Source organism: Bacillus sp. SW14 (assembly GCF_047608225.1).
Classification (GTDB): Bacteria; Bacillota; Bacilli; order Bacillales; family Bacillaceae; genus Bacillus; species Bacillus subtilis_G.
Genome location: NZ_JBLKRW010000001.1, coordinates 3,936,959 through 3,953,514, shown reverse-complemented (window position 1 = coordinate 3,953,514; position 16,556 = coordinate 3,936,959). Strand labels below are relative to the sequence as shown.

General features: G+C 47.0%; 15 protein-coding genes. 5 read left to right on the top strand and 10 right to left on the bottom strand.

Features of this window, described 5'->3' with window-relative positions:
- The 3 genes from srfAC (at position 1) to ACMX2I_RS20040 (ending at position 5,911) form a co-directional block, all read left to right on the top strand.
- Complete coding sequence (gene srfAC / locus ACMX2I_RS20050) at positions 1-3,828, top strand: surfactin non-ribosomal peptide synthetase SrfAC (RefSeq protein ID WP_414958132.1); 3,828 nt, start codon at positions 1-3, stop codon at positions 3,826-3,828.
- Between the two features lie 27 nt (positions 3,829-3,855).
- The gene (gene srfAD, locus ACMX2I_RS20045) at positions 3,856-4,584 is read left to right on the top strand and encodes a surfactin biosynthesis thioesterase SrfAD (protein ID WP_414958131.1); all 729 of its coding nucleotides are present in this window, start codon (positions 3,856-3,858) and stop codon (positions 4,582-4,584) included.
- Between the two features lie 100 nt (positions 4,585-4,684).
- Entirely contained in the window at positions 4,685-5,911 is a 1,227-nt protein-coding gene (locus ACMX2I_RS20040; RefSeq protein WP_414958130.1) for an MFS transporter, read from the top strand.
- Positions 5,912-5,925: 14 nt separating this feature from the next.
- On the opposite strand, the gene ACMX2I_RS20035 is transcribed toward ACMX2I_RS20040, so the two are convergent.
- Together ACMX2I_RS20035 and ACMX2I_RS20030 are read right to left on the bottom strand one after the other, a co-directional pair.
- Positions 5,926-6,483: a YcxB family protein gene (locus ACMX2I_RS20035; RefSeq protein ID WP_414958129.1), complete on the bottom strand. Its 558-nt coding sequence runs from the start codon at positions 6,481-6,483 to the stop codon at positions 5,926-5,928.
- Between the two features lie 53 nt (positions 6,484-6,536).
- Positions 6,537-7,475, bottom strand: coding sequence for a DMT family transporter (locus tag ACMX2I_RS20030; RefSeq protein ID WP_414958128.1), 939 nt, complete (start codon positions 7,473-7,475; stop codon positions 6,537-6,539).
- Positions 7,476-7,599: 124 nt separating this feature from the next.
- Here ACMX2I_RS20030 and ACMX2I_RS20025 point away from each other — a divergent pair, with 124 nt between their 5' ends.
- Positions 7,600-8,934 (top strand): PLP-dependent aminotransferase family protein, encoded by a 1,335-nt coding sequence (locus tag ACMX2I_RS20025; RefSeq protein WP_414958127.1) that lies wholly within the window; start codon positions 7,600-7,602, stop codon positions 8,932-8,934.
- On the opposite strand, the gene ACMX2I_RS20020 is transcribed toward ACMX2I_RS20025, so the two are convergent.
- From ACMX2I_RS20020 to bsdA, 8 genes are all read right to left on the bottom strand, one after another.
- The gene (locus tag ACMX2I_RS20020) at positions 8,929-9,603 is read right to left on the bottom strand and encodes a 4'-phosphopantetheinyl transferase (protein ID WP_414958126.1); all 675 of its coding nucleotides are present in this window, start codon (positions 9,601-9,603) and stop codon (positions 8,929-8,931) included. The genes ACMX2I_RS20025 and ACMX2I_RS20020 overlap by 6 nt on opposite strands.
- 53 nt (positions 9,604-9,656) lie before the next feature.
- Positions 9,657-10,514, bottom strand: coding sequence for a TIGR03943 family putative permease subunit (locus tag ACMX2I_RS20015; protein WP_414958125.1), 858 nt, complete (start codon positions 10,512-10,514; stop codon positions 9,657-9,659).
- A gap of 12 nt (positions 10,515-10,526) precedes the next feature.
- On the bottom strand, positions 10,527-11,519 hold the full coding sequence (locus ACMX2I_RS20010; protein WP_414958124.1) for a permease: 993 nt from the start codon (positions 11,517-11,519) through the stop codon (positions 10,527-10,529).
- Between the two features lie 120 nt (positions 11,520-11,639).
- A complete protein-coding gene (locus ACMX2I_RS20005) occupies positions 11,640-12,287 on the bottom strand; it encodes a YczE/YyaS/YitT family protein (RefSeq protein ID WP_202328858.1) in 648 nt (215 codons plus the stop codon).
- Between the two features lie 320 nt (positions 12,288-12,607).
- Complete coding sequence (gene tcyC, locus ACMX2I_RS20000; protein WP_148962971.1) at positions 12,608-13,351, bottom strand: cystine ABC transporter ATP-binding protein TcyC; 744 nt, start codon at positions 13,349-13,351, stop codon at positions 12,608-12,610.
- A gap of 13 nt (positions 13,352-13,364) precedes the next feature.
- On the bottom strand, positions 13,365-14,069 hold the full coding sequence (gene tcyB / locus ACMX2I_RS19995) for a cystine ABC transporter permease TcyB (protein WP_087993056.1): 705 nt from the start codon (positions 14,067-14,069) through the stop codon (positions 13,365-13,367).
- The gene (gene tcyA, locus ACMX2I_RS19990) at positions 14,056-14,862 is read right to left on the bottom strand and encodes a cystine ABC transporter substrate-binding lipoprotein TcyA (protein ID WP_087993055.1); all 807 of its coding nucleotides are present in this window, start codon (positions 14,860-14,862) and stop codon (positions 14,056-14,058) included. Before tcyA ends, tcyB begins: the two co-directional genes overlap by 14 nt.
- 115 nt (positions 14,863-14,977) lie before the next feature.
- On the bottom strand, positions 14,978-15,850 hold the full coding sequence (bsdA, locus tag ACMX2I_RS19985; RefSeq protein ID WP_414958123.1) for a transcriptional regulator BsdA: 873 nt from the start codon (positions 15,848-15,850) through the stop codon (positions 14,978-14,980).
- A gap of 91 nt (positions 15,851-15,941) precedes the next feature.
- On the opposite strand from bsdA, the gene ACMX2I_RS19980 reads away from it, so the two are divergent.
- Positions 15,942-16,556 (top strand): non-oxidative hydroxyarylic acid decarboxylases subunit B, encoded by a 615-nt coding sequence (locus tag ACMX2I_RS19980; protein WP_414958122.1) that lies wholly within the window; start codon positions 15,942-15,944, stop codon positions 16,554-16,556.

Here is a 16,556-nt window from a genome sequence, read left to right as displayed (position 1 = left end):
ATGAGTCAATTTAGCAAGGATCAGGTTCAAGATATGTATTACCTATCGCCGATGCAGGAAGGGATGCTGTTTCATACCATCCTGAATCCCGGCCAGAGCTTTTACCTTGAACAAATTACGATGAAAGTGAAAGGCAGCTTGAATATCAAATGCCTTGAAGAAAGCATGAATGTGATCATGGGCCGGTACGATGTATTTCGTACCGTGTTCATTCACGAAAAAGTAAAAAGACCTGTCCAAGTCGTATTGAAAAAACGCCAGTTTCATATAGAAGAAATCGACCTGATGCACTTAACGGACAGCGAGCAAACAGCAAAAATCAATGAATACAAAGAACAGGATAAGATCAAGGGCTTTGATTTGACCCGGGATATCCCCATGCGGGCAGCCATTTTCAAAAAAGCTGAAGAAAGCTTTGAATGGGTGTGGACCTACCACCACATCATTTTGGACGGCTGGTGCTTCGGCATCGTCGTGCAGGACCTATTTAAGGTATACAATGCCCTGCGCGAACAAAAGCCGTACAATCTGTCGCCTGTCAAACCGTATAAGGACTATGTCAAGTGGCTCGAAAAACAGGATAAACAAGCGTCACTCCGTTACTGGCGCGAGTACTTAGAGGACTTTGAAGGGCAGACGACGTTTGCGGAGCAAAGAAAGAAACAAGGGGGCGAATACGAGCCGAAAGAACTGCTCTTCTCGCTGCCGGAGGCGGAAACAAAGGCCTTTGCCGAGCTTGCGAAATCGCAGCATACCACTTTAAGTACGGCGTTGCAGGCAGTTTGGAGCGTGTTGATCAGCCGCTATCAGCAGTCTGGCGATTTGACCTTCGGCACAGTCGTTTCCGGGCGCCCCGCGGAAATCAAAGGCGTTGAACATATGGTCGGGCTGTTTATCAACGTTGTCCCGAGACGTGTGAAATTGTCTGAGGATCTCACATTTAACGGTTTGCTCAAGCAGCTGCAGGAGCAATCACTTCAGTCCGAGCCGCATCAATATGTGCCGCTTTATGACATCCAAACTCAGGCCGATCAGCCAAAACTGATTGACCACATCATTGTCTTTGAAAATTATCCGCTTCAGGATGCGAAAAATGAAGAAAACAGTGAAAACGGCTTTGAGATGGAGGATGTACATGTTTTTGAGAAGTCGAATTATGATCTCAATCTGATGGCTTCTCCGGGGGATGAGATGCTGATAAAGCTTGCCTATAATGAGAATGTGTTTGATGAGGCGTTTATCCTGCGCTTGAAATCTCAGCTTCTCACCGCGATTCAGCAGCTGATTGAGAAGCCGGATCAGCCAGTCAGCACGATCAGCCTTGTTGACGAAAAGGAGAGAGCGTTTTTACTAACCGGCTTAAACCCGCCGGCTCAAACTCATGAGGCAAAGCCTCTGACGGAGTGGTTCAAGGAAGCGGTGAACGTCAATCCGGATGCACCGGCGCTTACGTATTCCGGCCAGACGCTGTCCTATCGCGAATTAGATGAGGAAGCGAACCGCCTTGCACGCCGTTTGCAAAAGCAAGGTGCGGGCAAAGGCTCCGTTGTAGCGTTGTATACGAAGCGTTCGCTTGAACTGGTGATCGGCATTCTCGGCGTATTAAAAGCGGGAGCCGCATATCTGCCGGTTGATCCGAAGCTGCCGGAGGACCGAATTTCGTATATGCTGACTGACAGCGCGGCAGCCTGCCTGCTGACACATCAGGAGATGAAAGAAAAAGCGGCTCAGCTGCCGTATACAGGAACAACCCTCTTCATCGACGATCAAACTCGGTTTGAGGAACAGGCAAGCGACCCTGCAATCGCGATTGAACCCGATGATCCGGCATATATCATGTACACGTCCGGCACAACCGGAAAGCCGAAGGGCAATATCACCACTCATGCCAATATTCAAGGATTGGTCAAGCATGTAGACTACATGGCATTTTCTGAAAAAGATACGTTCTTATCTGTTTCGAATTACGCCTTTGACGCATTTACCTTTGATTTCTACGCTTCAATACTGAATGCGGCACGGCTGATTATCGCAGATGAACAAACGCTGCTTGATACAGAACGTCTAACCAATCTGATTCATCAAGAGAATGTCAATGTCATGTTTGCGACAACCGCACTATTTAACCTACTCACCGATGCGGGAGAGGATTGGATGAAGGGGCTTCGCTGCGTGTTATTCGGCGGAGAGCGGGCGTCAGTGCCTCACGTCAGAAAAGCGCTGCGGATCATGGGGCCGGGCAAGCTGATTAACTGCTACGGGCCTACTGAGGGCACGGTATTTGCGACAGCTCACGTTGTACATGATATACCGGATTCCATTTCCTCATTGCCGATCGGAAAGCCGATCAGCAATGCCAGTGTTTATATTCTCAATGAGCAAAACCAGCTCCAGCCATTCGGAGCGGTTGGTGAACTGTGCATCAGCGGAATGGGCGTATCAAAAGGGTATGTAAACCGTCATGACCTGACGAAGCAAAAGTTTATCACGAACCCGTTTAAGCCGGGAGAAACACTTTACCGCACAGGGGACTTAGCACGCTGGCTGCCGGATGGAACGATTGAATACGCCGGCCGTATTGACGACCAGATCAAAATACGCGGACACCGGATTGAACTTGAAGAAATCCAAAAACACCTGCAGGAATACCCGGGTGTGAAAGATGCGGTCGTTGTGGCGGACCGCCATGAGTCTGGCGATGCGTCAATCAACGCTTACCTCGTGAACCGAACGCAGCTTTCAGTTAGGGACGTAAAGGCGAATCTGAAAAAACAGCTTCCTGCTTACATGGTGCCGCAAACCTTTACGTTCTTGGACGAGCTTCCTTTAACAACAAATGGAAAGGTCAATAAACGGCTCCTTCCAAAACCGGATCAGGATCAGCTGGCGGAAGAATGGATCGGGCCCCGAGACGAGACGGAAGAAACGATCGCGCAAATCTGGTCTGAAGTTCTCAGCAGACAGCAGATCGGCATTCATGACGATTTCTTTGCGCTCGGCGGGCACTCCTTAAAGGCAATGACCGCCGCTTCCCGCATCAAGAAAGAGCTCGGGATTGATCTCCCGGTGAAGCTTTTGTTTGATGCACCGACGATCGCCGGCATCTCAGCATATTTGAAAAACGGGGGCTCAGATGGATTGCAAGATGTAACGATTATAAATCCCGATCAGGATCAGATCATTTTCGCATTCCCGCCGGTATTGGGCTATGGCCTCATGTACCAAAACCTGGCCAGCCGCCTGCCGTCATATAAACTGTGCGCCTTTGATTTCATTGAGGAGGAAAACCGGCTTGACCGCTATGCGGATTTGATCCAGAAGCTTCAGCCGGAAGGGCCTTTAACATTGTTTGGATATTCAGCGGGATGCAGCCTGGCGTTTGAAGCTGCCAAAAGGCTTGAGGAACAAGGCCGTATTGTTCAGCGGATCATCATGGTGGATTCCTATAAAAAACAAGGTGTCAGCGATCTGGACGGGCGCACGGTTGAAAGTGATGTCGAAGCCCTGATGAATGTCAACCGGGACAATGAAGCGCTCAACAGCGAAGCCGTCAAACAAGGCCTCAAGCAAAAGACACACGCTTTTTACTCGTACTACGTGAACCTGATCAGCACAGGACAGGTGAAAGCGGATATTGATCTGCTGACTTCCGGCGTTGATTTTGACATGCCGGAATGGCTTGCATCATGGGAAGGGGCAACAACAGGTGCTTACCGTGTGAAAAGAGGCTTCGGAACACACGCTGAAATGCTGCAGGGTGAAATTCTGGATAGGAATGCCGGGATTTTGCTCGAATTTCTTAATACACAAACCATAACGGTTTCTTAAATGAAGTGTGAAAGGAGGAGACGGCCAATGAGCCAGCTCTTCAAATCATTTGATGCGTCGGAAAAAACGCAGCTCATCTGTTTTCCGTTTGCCGGCGGCTACTCGGCATCATTTCGCCCTCTCCATGCTTTTTTGCAAGGAGAGTGTGAGATGCTCGCTGCCGAGCCGCCGGGACACGGCACGAATCAAACGTCAGCCGTTGAGGATCTCGAAAAGCTGACCGATTTGTACAAGCAAGAATTGAACCTTCGTCCTGATCGGCCGTTTGTGCTGTTCGGACATAGTATGGGCGGAATGATCACCTTCAGGCTGGCGCAAAAGCTGGAGCGTGAAGGCATCTTTCCTCAGGCGGTGATCATTTCTGCGATACAGCCGCCGCATATTCAGCGGAAGAAAGTGTCGCATCTGCCTGATGATCAGTTTCTCGATCATATTATCAAATTAGGCGGGATGCCCGCGGAGCTCGTTGAAAATAAGGAAGTCATGTCCTTTTTCCTGCCTTCCTTCAGATCAGATTACCGGGCTCTTGAGCAATTTGAGCTTCACGATGTCGCCCCGATCCAATCACCTGTTCATGTCTTTAACGGGCTTGGTGATGAAAAATGCATTAGGGATGCGGAAGGCTGGAAGAAGTGGGCGAAAGACATCGCATTCCATGAATTTGACGGCGGGCACATGTTTCTGCTGTCACATACGGAAGAAGTGGCAGAACGAATTTTTGCGATCTTGAATCAGCATCCGATCATTCAATCGTGACCATAAGCGGACAGCGCTGGCTGTTCCGCTTTTTTTGCATGGAATGTAAATTTTTACATGATATAATAGGCGCAATACTCAAACAAAGGCAGGTCGAAACATGCGCGCGTCTCCCAAGATGAAATGGTTTGTATTGCTGTTTACGTTTGTTTTCGCCATCGGAATGAACTCATTCAGAAATTCCTTTCAATTTTTTATGCTGCCAATGGCGGATACCTTCCATGCCGACAGGTCGCTGATCTCGGTTTCAATCAGCATTTTTATGATTACAACGGGCATTGTTCAGTTTTTTGTCGGTTTTTTTATTGACCGGTTCAGCGTCAGAAAAATTATGGCGCTCGGAGCTGTTTGTGTCAGCGCAAGCTTTTTGGTGCTTCCGTATTCACCGAATGTTTATGTGTTTTCTGCCATTTACGGAGTCCTCGGCGGAATCGGCTATTCGTGTGCGGTTGGCGTGACGACCCAGTATTTCATCAGTCGCTGGTTTGACACACACAAAGGCCTCGCGCTCGCTATTTTGACCAATGCCAACTCAGCGGGCCTGCTGCTGCTCTCGCCCATTTGGGCCGCGGCTCCGTATCATGCCGGCTGGCAAAACACCTATACGATATTGGGCATCGTCATGGCTGCTGTTCTGCTGCCGCTCCTTGCCTTCGGGATGAAGCACCCGTCACATGTGCAAGCGCCGTCAGTGAAAAAATCTTATGACTGGCGGGGATTTTGGGACGTGGTAAAGCAGTCCCGTCTCATTCATATCCTATACTTCGGCGTGTTTACATGCGGATTTACAATGGGAATCATTGATGCTCATCTCGTTCCGATGCTGAAGGATGCACATGTCTCTCATGTTAACGGAATGATGGCCGCGTTCGGGGCGTTTATTATCATTGGCGGATTATTGGCGGGCTGGCTGTCAGATCTCCTCGGCAGCAGAAGCATGATGTTATCCATCTTATTTTTCATCCGGCTGCTCAGCCTGATTTGCCTGCTCATTCCCATTCTCGGAATCCATCACAGCGAACTTTGGTACTTCAGTTTTATCCTGTTATTCGGGCTCAGTTACACAGGCGTGATCCCGCTGACCGCGGCGTCTATTTCAGAAAGCTATCAAACAGGATTGATCGGCTCGCTGTTAGGCATCAATTTCTTTATTCATCAGATCGCCGGGGCTCTCAGCGTGTATGCGGGCGGGTTGTTTTTTGACATGGCCCATGATTATCTGCTGATTGTTGTTGTGTGCATCGTGTTTGTAGGTGTATCGGCTGGAATAGAGCTGATGCCGTTTTTAGATAAACAGAAGGCAAAAGAAACGCATCAATCAATATAAAAGGATCAGCACTATCAGCGTTGATCCTTTTTGAATTTTACTTTTTTTGTTTCGGTATGATTAAGGATAATTCCTCGGAATCTGTTCATCTCCTCTTTGGAATGAAAAAAATGTTTTGGTATCGCAATATATTGGCTGCTGGATGTATTGATCCGGAAGATATTCTTATATTCGAAAACAGCCGTGATTTCATTCCAATGAAAAATGAGGTCATACTTTTTAGAACATATACGGATTCCTTCTTGATTGAGGGTATATGTTCTTTTGGATTTAATCCGTTCGTTCTTCTTGTATGCTTTAGAAAACTTTACATATAGAAGAAGGAGGAGCAGTAGTGTAAACAGAACTGACATCACGATAATCAAAATACTATTCATAAACAAGTTAAGCGCGTCGCTGCCATAAACAATACGAGGCCATCCGTTAATGAAATGAACTGCAGCAAAAATGGCGCAAAACAACAGAAAGTAATAGAATGAGATTTTTCCGAGTTGATAAAAAAAGATTTCTCTTACGTCTTTAAAAGTAATTTCTCCTGGAAGATTAATACTTTCACTAGCATATTGAATCATACGGTAACCTTACACCTCAAACCATGTTTTTCCTACCAGTCTAGCATAATTTCTCATTTTTTTGCAGGAGCCCTATGGCGATTTGTCTTTTTCTGCAGATTCGTATTGCTCCCCACCACGCCGATCATAATACAAACGGCTCCAGCAAGATGATACCAGGCGAGCGTTTCGTTTAGAATCACCACTCCCGCTATCATTGTCACGATGGTAGACACGTGATTGAAGGCACTCATTTTAAACGCCTCAATCCTCGAAAGTGTATAGTTGGACAGAAACGAAGTGACGAGTGAAGATAGCACGCCCAGATACACAATGGCGAGAACAAAGCCGGGCTCCTGGAATGGCTGAAAATAAGTGCCGACAGTTCCAGCCGCGCCGTGGCGAACAAGGGCGATGGCGTTGAAGACGACAAAGCCGATCGCTGACATGATGTAGGTGAGCTCGGTCAGCTTGAACCGCTGCGTCATTTTTCTGGCGGCGGTATTATACATCGCGGAGGACAAAGCTGACAAAAGGATCAGCAAAGATCCTTTTAAGCTCGCTGATTCCACATCGACGCCTTTCATCACAAAAATAAACATAACGCCGGCAACGGATAAAACTGTGAAACCCTTCTGCACCCACGTGGAGCGTTCCTTTAATAGATAACTGGCTAAGACCATCGTGAAAATTGGAATGGCTGCCTGAATAATTCCCGCTTCAGAGGAGGACGAGTGCACAAGGCCGAATGCCTGAAAGCTGAAAAACAACGCCGGGTACAGCAGGGCGAGCGGCAAAATGGCAATGACGTCCTTTACACGGATTGATAGCTTTACCCAGCCGAATAAGACGGGTACAGTGGCCGCGGCAAACGCAATGGTGAACCGGTGCGCGAGAATATCAAACGGTTTGGATGTTTGCAGTGCGATTTTTACGAATAAAAAGGATAAACCGATAATGAACGAATATAAGATAGCCGCCATATAAGCGGCGGTTTGCTGATTTTTAAACATAACGGAAGGTGCTCCTTTACCTGATTTGCAGCGCCGGTCGCTCCTTTTATTGTATGGCTGTGAGCAGAAGGGTACAATGAGAAAAACAATGAACTGTACCGGTACAAAAACAGGGGGAAAACACATGAAGAAATATATGACTCTATTGACGAGGATAGAGGAGATGATGCAAAGCAGCGCCTATCAAGAAGGAGACAGGCTTCCGTCCATCCGACAGCTGTCCGCCCGCTATCAAGTCAGCAACAGCACAGTGATCCGCGCACTTCAGGAGCTGGAAAAGCGCCATCTCATCTACTCCGTTCCGAGAAGCGGCTATTATATTGTGAAAAAGACGGGCACATTAAAAAGCGGAAAGCCGGGGCCCATCGACTTTGCCACATCTGCGCCGGACCCCGATGTGTTTCCGTATCTTGATTTTCAGCACTGTATCAACAAAGCGATTGATACATACAAAAACGATTTGTTTATTTATGGGACGCCAAAGGGGCTTCCGTCGCTTATTCGTGTACTCCAAAAACTGTTGGCCAATCAGCAGGTATTTGCGGACGAACGGAACATTTTCATTACATCAGGTGTCCAGCAGGCATTATCTCTGCTTTGCGCCATGCCATTTCCAAATGGGAAAGAGAAGATTGCCATTGAACAGCCTGGCTATCATTTGATGGTTGAACAGCTTGAGGCGCTTGGAATACCCGCCATCGGTGTGAAAAGAACGGAAGAGGGGCTTGATATGACCGAGATTGAGCGGCTGTTTCAGACAGAATCGATCAAATTGTTTTATACGATGCCGCGCTTCCATAACCCGCTTGGCTGCTCTTTGTCAGAGCGTGATAAACAAGAGCTTGTAAGACTGGCGGAAACGTATGATGTCTATCTCGTTGAGGATGATTATCTCGGTGATCTGGAGGAAAACAAAAAGGCAGATCCGCTGTACGCATATGATCTGTCCTCGCATGTCATCTATCTTAAAAGTTTCTCAAAAATGATGTTTCCAGGCCTTCGCGTAGGGGCAGCTGTTTTGCCGGATGAGCTGACTGACACGTTTCACACGTATAAAAAGCTGAACGACATCGACAGCTCTGTGATTTCTCAAGCAGCGTTAGAAATTTATATCAAAAGCGGAATGTTCAGCCGGCATAAAGACAAAATCCGAGAATCCTATAAGGAACGATCAATGAGGCTTCATCAAGCCATTCAAACGAACAGACAGCTGGGAAGCGGACGCTTTGCGTTTTCCAGCGGGCAGGCGCCCTGCATGCATACCCATCTGGTGCTTCCTCCCGATCTGCCGGCCTCAAGGGTGATGCAAAGGCTGAAACAACAAGGGGTTCTCCTTGAGGCGATAGATCGTCATTATTTATCAGATTATCCAAAAGAAAATCTATTAAAAATCAATATTTCCAATGTCAAAACGGAAGAAATTGAACGCGGCGTCAAGCTGCTGATGAGCCATCTATAAAAGCGCTTCGTACGAGACCATTGTGATCTCCTCAGGGAAATCAGAGTGCGCGGCGCATACGGCCATTTTGTAGCCGGGATCCACCTCATAGGTTTTGATATAGCATGGTGAATGGCTGTCCGGAAGCTCAATGGATACCCGTCCATCCTGATGCAGGCGCACCGAAAAGGAATCAAGCGGAAGCGATAAGCCTTTGCCTTCCTGTTTAATAAAGCTTTCTTTCATTGACCATAGATGATAAAAATAGTCTGTCTGCTCGTCTTTATTTTTGGCTGAAAGATCGCTGTACTCCGTTTTTGAAAAGAAACGTTTGGCGATGTCGAGGCTGATCGGTTTCGTTTTTTCAATATCGATGCCGATCGGCTGTGAATCAAACGCGCAAATGATCCAGCGGCCGGAGTGCGAAATGTTGAAATGGGCGTCAGGAAGATCAGGGATGCAGGGCTTCCCGTATTCCTGCGCGCTGAAGCGGATACCGGATTTGTCCAGCTGATACTGTCCGCTGATGACTGAGCGAACGAGCACATCTCCCAGCAGGGTGCGGTGAGCATCTTCTTTATGATAAAATCTCCGGCATTTCTCCCGTTTTTCAGGTGATACGAATGACATGAACCGTTCAGTCTCTTCCTGTGAAAGCGGGCGGTCCATATAAATTCCGTAAATCTTCATTCTAGATCCTCCGTCTGCAAAAGATTGTCAAAACTATCCTATCATATTTTGTTTTACTTCGGAGTAAGATCCTCGATGATCTCATATACATAGGGGTTTTTGGGCGTATTGATCTTTTCCGCTTGTGTGACAGAAACGATGGGAAGCTGTTCGCCGTTTTTATGGAATAGATCAAGCCTTCCAGTGATCTGAACCCAGTCGCCTTCCTTTATCTCTTTATTTTCTGAGAAAGAAGCCGGCAGTCCGTAAACCGCGGCATCCGCAATGCAGCAGGATATCCCGTAACGTCCAACGATATAGTGATTCAGCTGTTCATCATAATAGACAAATCCTTTCATGCTGATCTCTTTTCCTGCATACGCTTCTGCATTCTCCAGCAATAGATTGACGATTGGAACATAATACTTATCTGAAATCGGAATGACATTCTTCCCCTCCAGCTCCCGCGCCAGTTCTTTTTCATACCCGCTTGGCAGTACCGCAGCCGTCCCTGCTTCATCAGAGGATTGCGTTTGAGCATCAGATTTCATCTCTTCCGGGCTCTTGGCACTGTTTGCTGAGAAGATTCTGTTCTGTGCGACTTCCTTTGTCAGCACATGGTTAGGAAAAAGGAAACCGGTCATGATAGGGATCAGAAAAAAGCTGTACAGCCACGGGTGAGACGGAGAATGTGTTTGACTGCTTGCACATGCGCAGCACACGTGCGGACTATCTTGTTTTCTCCAGATCAATGACAGTATGCCAAGCGCAAAAGCAGCTACAATAAAGAACTTCGTAAACCAAAGCATACGCGGAGAAATGAAATGCAAAATATGTCCTGTCAGATAAAGTTTAAATGCCATTAAAGCAAAGCCGATTAATAGAAGCCCCCGCACAACAGCATCAAAAGAATACGGTTTATTTTGTCTCATCATACTCATCCTTTATGAGGTAATCAAACCATAAAGCCAGGCTATTGCAAGAACTGAAGCTGAAATGACAACAAAAAATACAAACACAAAGCGTTTTTTGAAAAATGAAGCATACACAAACGTATTTTTTAAATCTAACATCGGGCCGTACAGCATGAAGGAGAGAAGGGAAGCGTGAGAATAGGTGCCTGAAAAAGTAGATGCGACAAACGCATCCGCATGTGAGCAAAGTGACAGGACAAATGCCAATCCCATCATGACAGCGGAACCAGACAGGTCGCTTGTCCCCAGCTCAGCGAGAGATCCGCGGTTTAAAAACGTTTGAAACAGACTGGCGATAAATGCGCCCATGATCAAATAGCGGCCCATATCGAAAAACTCTTCAACAGCATGGGTGACGATAGGTTTCAAGCGTTTTCCTTGCTGTTGGCTGTGTTCCGGCAAGGCAGCTGTTTTATGCGTTTTCAGCATGTTCTTGTTTCCGAATATCCAATACATCATGAGCCCGATTATGATACAAATGACGACGGCGAGCCCAATCCTCGCGTACACAAGTTCCAAATGCTTGCTGAAGGCATAGTAGGTGGAGAGGATGACAATCGGATTTAAGATGGGCGCTCCAACTAAGATAACAGCGCCGACGTGAAGCGGAAGCCCTTTTTGAATGAGCCGGCGCACCACCGGAATGACAGCACACTCACATACAGGGGAAAGAATACTGATGACGACAGCGGACCCTATCGCGCCATACGGGTTTTTGACGATCCATTTGGTCATCCATTCATCTGAGACAAAGAATTCAATGCAAGAAGAAAAAAAGATGCCGAGCATGATAAATGGAATGGATTCTAGCAAAATACTCAGGAAAATGGTATTCACATTCAGCAGTGAAACCGGAATAGAAAAAGACAGCTTATTAGGTTCAAGCAGAATAAAACAGTACAGTAAAAAGAAAAAGAGTAATATGCTGAAGGAGCGTCTTGCAAAGTGTTGGAGAGCTTCCATCATGATACCTTCCGTCTCTAGTATTTCTCTTTCATCAGAGATAGTATCAATCTATGAGACAAGCCTGCAAAACATGAGTGAAATCAAAAAAACGGGCCATTGAACTGGTCCGTTTAAAGATTAATGCAGAGGCGGAGATGCTTTAACAGCGGCTGTCCGCCTTGCCACAGCATAATTCAGAAGCTGAATTGACTGCGGCAATGAAAAGCGCAAAATGATACCGGTGAGGATAGCGGTCAAAATAGTACCTACTCCGATCGGGCCGCCCATGCCCCAAGCCGCAAACAAAATTGTTATTTCCATGCCGTTCCGCACCCATTGCACATTCCAGCCGGTTTTTTCTGTAATCAGCATCATCAGTGAATCACGCGGCCCCGCGCCAAGGCCTGCTGATACATAAACACCGACGCCGTAGCCGATCAGCAAAACGCCGAGAGAGAAGACAATGACGGAGCCCGTATAAGTGGAGGGGGCAGGCAGGAGAAAATTGAAAAAATCTATAAAAACACCAATGAGCACCATGTTCAGGATTGCGCCAATTTTTGGCCAAACCCTCGTAAACAATGACGTTAATCCGACGATGAGCGCTCCAATAATGATGGACCACTGGCCGACGGTAAGCCCGAAGTGTTGAAACAGGCCGTAATGAAATGCATCCCACGGACTTATGCCGAGTGCTTTTCCTTTTATCGTCAAGGATATACCAAAAGCCAAAATGATCAAACCGGCAAAATAAAATGTCCAGCGCAGCACAAGTTCTCGCTTCACGTGAGGTCCCTTCTTTCGTAAAAATCAGTCGAGTGTCATTGTAGCACATCTGACAAAAGGGCGGAATAGGCGAATGGGGATCAACAAAAAAACAGGGCCGCCGCAGGCGCCCTGTTTCAGCGTGTTGGCAAACCCTTGCATTCGTTGTCAGGCCTGCGCTTCGGTGCTCACGAATTTAAAATTCGCTGTGCTCCAATGCTCGCCCTTCCTAGACTTCAAAGGTTTTCAATCACGCTGAAAATGACAAAATCCTAAAACGAAAATCGTTTTAGGATTTTGTCAACAATCTGAAACAGGGCGCTGACGCCCTGTTTTTCTTTTTACAACGGGTTCAAAATACGGTTCAAGAACCGCTGCGTCCGTTCTTCTTTTGGTGCGGAGAAGATTTGCTCCGGCGGTCCCTGTTCCACGATGACGCCGCCGTCGATGAAGACGACTTCGTCGGCCACATCCTGGGCGAATTTGATTTCGTGGGTCACGACAGCCATGGTCCACCCTTCATTGGCCAAATCCTTGATCACCTTCAGCACCTCTCCGACAAGTTCGGGGTCAAGCGCTGAGGTCGGTTCGTCAAACAGCATGAGCTCAGGCTGAATCGCCAGAGCGCGGGCGATGCCGACACGCTGCTGCTGTCCTCCGGAAAGCTGGAACGGATATAAATCCATTTTGTCCTTCAATCCGACTTTATCAAGTAGCTGAATCGCTTCTTTTCTGACTTCCTCTTTGTTCCGTTTTTGCACCTGAACAGGGCCCTCCATCACGTTCTCAAGAGCTGTGCGGTGCGGGAACAGGTGATACGCCTGAAACACCATTCCGGATTTCCGGCGAAGCCGCAGGATATCCGCCTGTTTCACCTTTTTGGAGAAATCGATAGAGAAGTCGTCAAATGCAAGTTCCCCGCGATTGGGGATCTCCAGCGCGTTCAGGCAGCGGAGCAGCGTCGTTTTCCCAGAACCTGAAGGCCCAAGTATAGCGATGACTTTCCCTTTTTCAATCTTCATATCTATCTTTTTTAAAATTTCATTTTCACCGAATGATTTGTTTAATCCTGTAACGGTAAGCATACTCGGAACCTCCTTATTTGGCCACGTAGCGGTCAAGACGCCGTTCGATGACATGCTGGACGAGTGAAAGCAGGAAGCAGATCATCCAATAAATAAAGGCTGCTTCAATATAGATCACTAAAATTTGATCAAGATTCCGCGCGCCGATTTCCTGGGCTTTTCTGAACAGCTCAGCGACCAGAATCTGAGAGGCGAGGGATGTATCTTTGATCAGGCTGATAAAGGTATTGGATAATGGCGGGATCGACACCCGAAACGCCTGCGGCAAAATAACGCGGAACAGCGTTTTCTGATGGGTCATGCCAATCGTATAGCCGGCTTCCCACTGCCCTTTCGGCACGGATAAAATAGATGCCCGGATAATTTCGGATGCATAGGCGCCGACGTTTAGTGAAAAGGCAATCACTGCGCTTGGAAATGGATCTAATGTGATGTTAAAAGCCGGGAACAGATAGAAAATGATAAACAATTGAACGAGAAGAGGAGTGCCGCGTATCGCGGATACGTATACGCTAAACACCCATCTCAAAGGTCTCACTTTCGACATTCTGGCAAGCGCTGTAACCAGCGCGATGATCATTCCAAATATAAAGGAAAGAATGGTAAGGGGAATCGTATAGTAGATTCCCCCTGAAAGTATCGGCCAGAATGACTGCTGCACCAGATCCCACGGGATCGCCGTGCCAAGCGTCAATGCCGGCAGATTATTTAGAAACATCTTCGCCGAACCATTTTTTAGAAATGTTAGAAAGAGTCCCGTCCTCTTTCATTTCTTTTAATGCTTTGTTGACTTGATCCACAACCTCGCCGCTTCCTTTGCGGAACGCGAAATAGGTTGACTGCGGATCGCCTGTTTCAAACGCGATTTTCACGTTTTTGTTGTCTGATGTTTTTAAGTAATTTAATACAGCAAGTTTATCGTTGTATGTCATATCGACGCGGCCTTGCTGGATGAGCTGAAGGGATTGTGCCAAGCCTTCAACGCCTTCAACTTTTGCGCCGGCATCTGTAGCTAATTTGTTGTAGTTGCTTGTCAGTGATTGAGCTGATGTTTTTCCTTTTACATCTGCTTCAGACTTAATGTCGTTGTTGTCTTTTTTTGTCACGACAACAGCTCTTGATGTTGTGTATTTATCAGAGAAATCGTATTTGTCTTCACGGTCTGTTTTTCCGACTTGGTTGGCAATAACGTCAAACCGCTTGGAATTCAAGCCGGCAAACATACTGTCCCATTGTGTTTCCTTAAAATCGACTTTCAGCCCTAGGCGTTTTGCGGCTTCTGTGATGACTTCCACATCATAGCCAGTCAGCTTGTCCGTGTCTTTGTCGTGGAAAGTGAACGGTTCATATGTTCCTTCCGTACCGACTGTCAGCACACCTTTTTTCTTAATTGAAGCCCAAAGATCGCCGTCTTTGGCGTTATCTTTTGACTGATTGTCATTTCCTGCTCCGCAAGCTGCGAGAACTGCAATGCTTACGACCATGAATAAAGCCATTAATGCTTTTTTCATCTTATTCCCCACTTTTCTGGTTGATTTTATTGAAATAAAAAATTAGCTTACAAATCTAAAGGATAACTTTTTTTTAGTATGAGTCAAGTATTTGGTTTTCATAAGGCCAAATCTTTTAAAATAAACCCAAAAATTGATGTGCCGGTTTTGGCAAGTAACTGTCCGTTCTCCACATGACAGCCGGTGTCATAATGAAGGGATTGTCTTCGATATGAACGGTATGAACGTGATTCCTCATATGAACGGGAATCATCGTAACGGGCAGAATGGAAGCGCCAAATCCGGATGAGACGAGACTGAGCAGAGTTGCGGAATCGTGGCATTCGCAAACAATGCGCGGCTCCAGATTCAAACGATGAAATTCATTCATGACCTGATTATAGACGCCTTTTCCGTTGACAGGCCGCAGCAGAATCAGCGGAAAGGAAGGGATGTCTTCCATTTTAATGGTGTCCCCGCACGTATATCCGGCTTCATCGGAAAGCACGAGCACACATGGAATGTCATCAAGCTGTTTGAATTGAACCGTGTCGCTTTTGATCATTGTCGTCGTGACCGCCGCATCGATTTGACGGCTTTCCAGAAGCTCTAACAGTGTCGCGGGCTCATTCTCCCAAATGTTAAAGGTGAGGTGCGGGTATTTCTCTTTCATCTGTGTGACTTTTTCAAGCATCAGAGCGGCGCAATAAATCGTTGACCCCACAGCCAGCGTGCCGGCTACCTCCTCCTTCAGCTCTTGTACCTCGATGACGGCATCTTCAAACCTGTGCAGAATCTCTTTGGCTCTTTTCAGAAAAACAGTTCCTTCATATGTGAGCGTCATTTGCTTTTTCTTATTCCGGTCAAAGAGAATGACACCTAGCTCGTCCTCCAGCTGTTTCAGCTGTCTGCTTAAAGGCGGCTGCGCCATGTGAAGCTTTTTGGCGGCGGATGTGATTTTCTTTTCTTGGGCGATGGTAATGAAATATCGAAGCTGTCGAATGTCCAAAAAAATAGCGCCTCCTCACTTATACCTTTTGGGTATTAAATATAGATTTAACAGATATTTATCATATGGATATATCAGGAGTATGATGGAAATGAAAGCGGAATTCAAGCGTAAAGGAGGGGCAAAAGTGAAACTCGTTGTCGGAATGACAGGGGCAACAGGGGCCATTTTCGGAGTCAGGCTGCTGGAGTGGCTGAAGGCGGCCGAAGTGGAAACCCATCTCGTTGTGTCTCCTTGGGCGAACGTCACGATCAAACACGAAACAGGCTATACCTTAAAACAAGTGGAACAGCTGGCTACATACACATATTCGCATAAGGACCAGGCGGCAGCTATATCTAGCGGGTCGTTTGATACCGATGGAATGATTGTCGCGCCATGCAGCATGAAATCTCTCGCAAGCATTCGCACCGGAATGGCGGATAATCTGCTGACACGTGCGGCGGATGTCATGCTCAAGGAGAGAAAAAAACTCGTCCTCTTAACGAGAGAGACGCCTTTAAACCAGATTCATCTCGAAAATATGCTAGCGCTTACGAAAATGGGCGCCATCATTCTTCCTCCGATGCCGGCATTTTATAATCAGCCGGGCAGCTTAGAGGAAATGGTCGACCATATTACCTTCAGAACGTTGGACCAATTCGGCATTCGCCTTCCTGAAGCGAAACGCTGGAATGGGATTGAAAAACAAAAAGGAGGAGCTTGA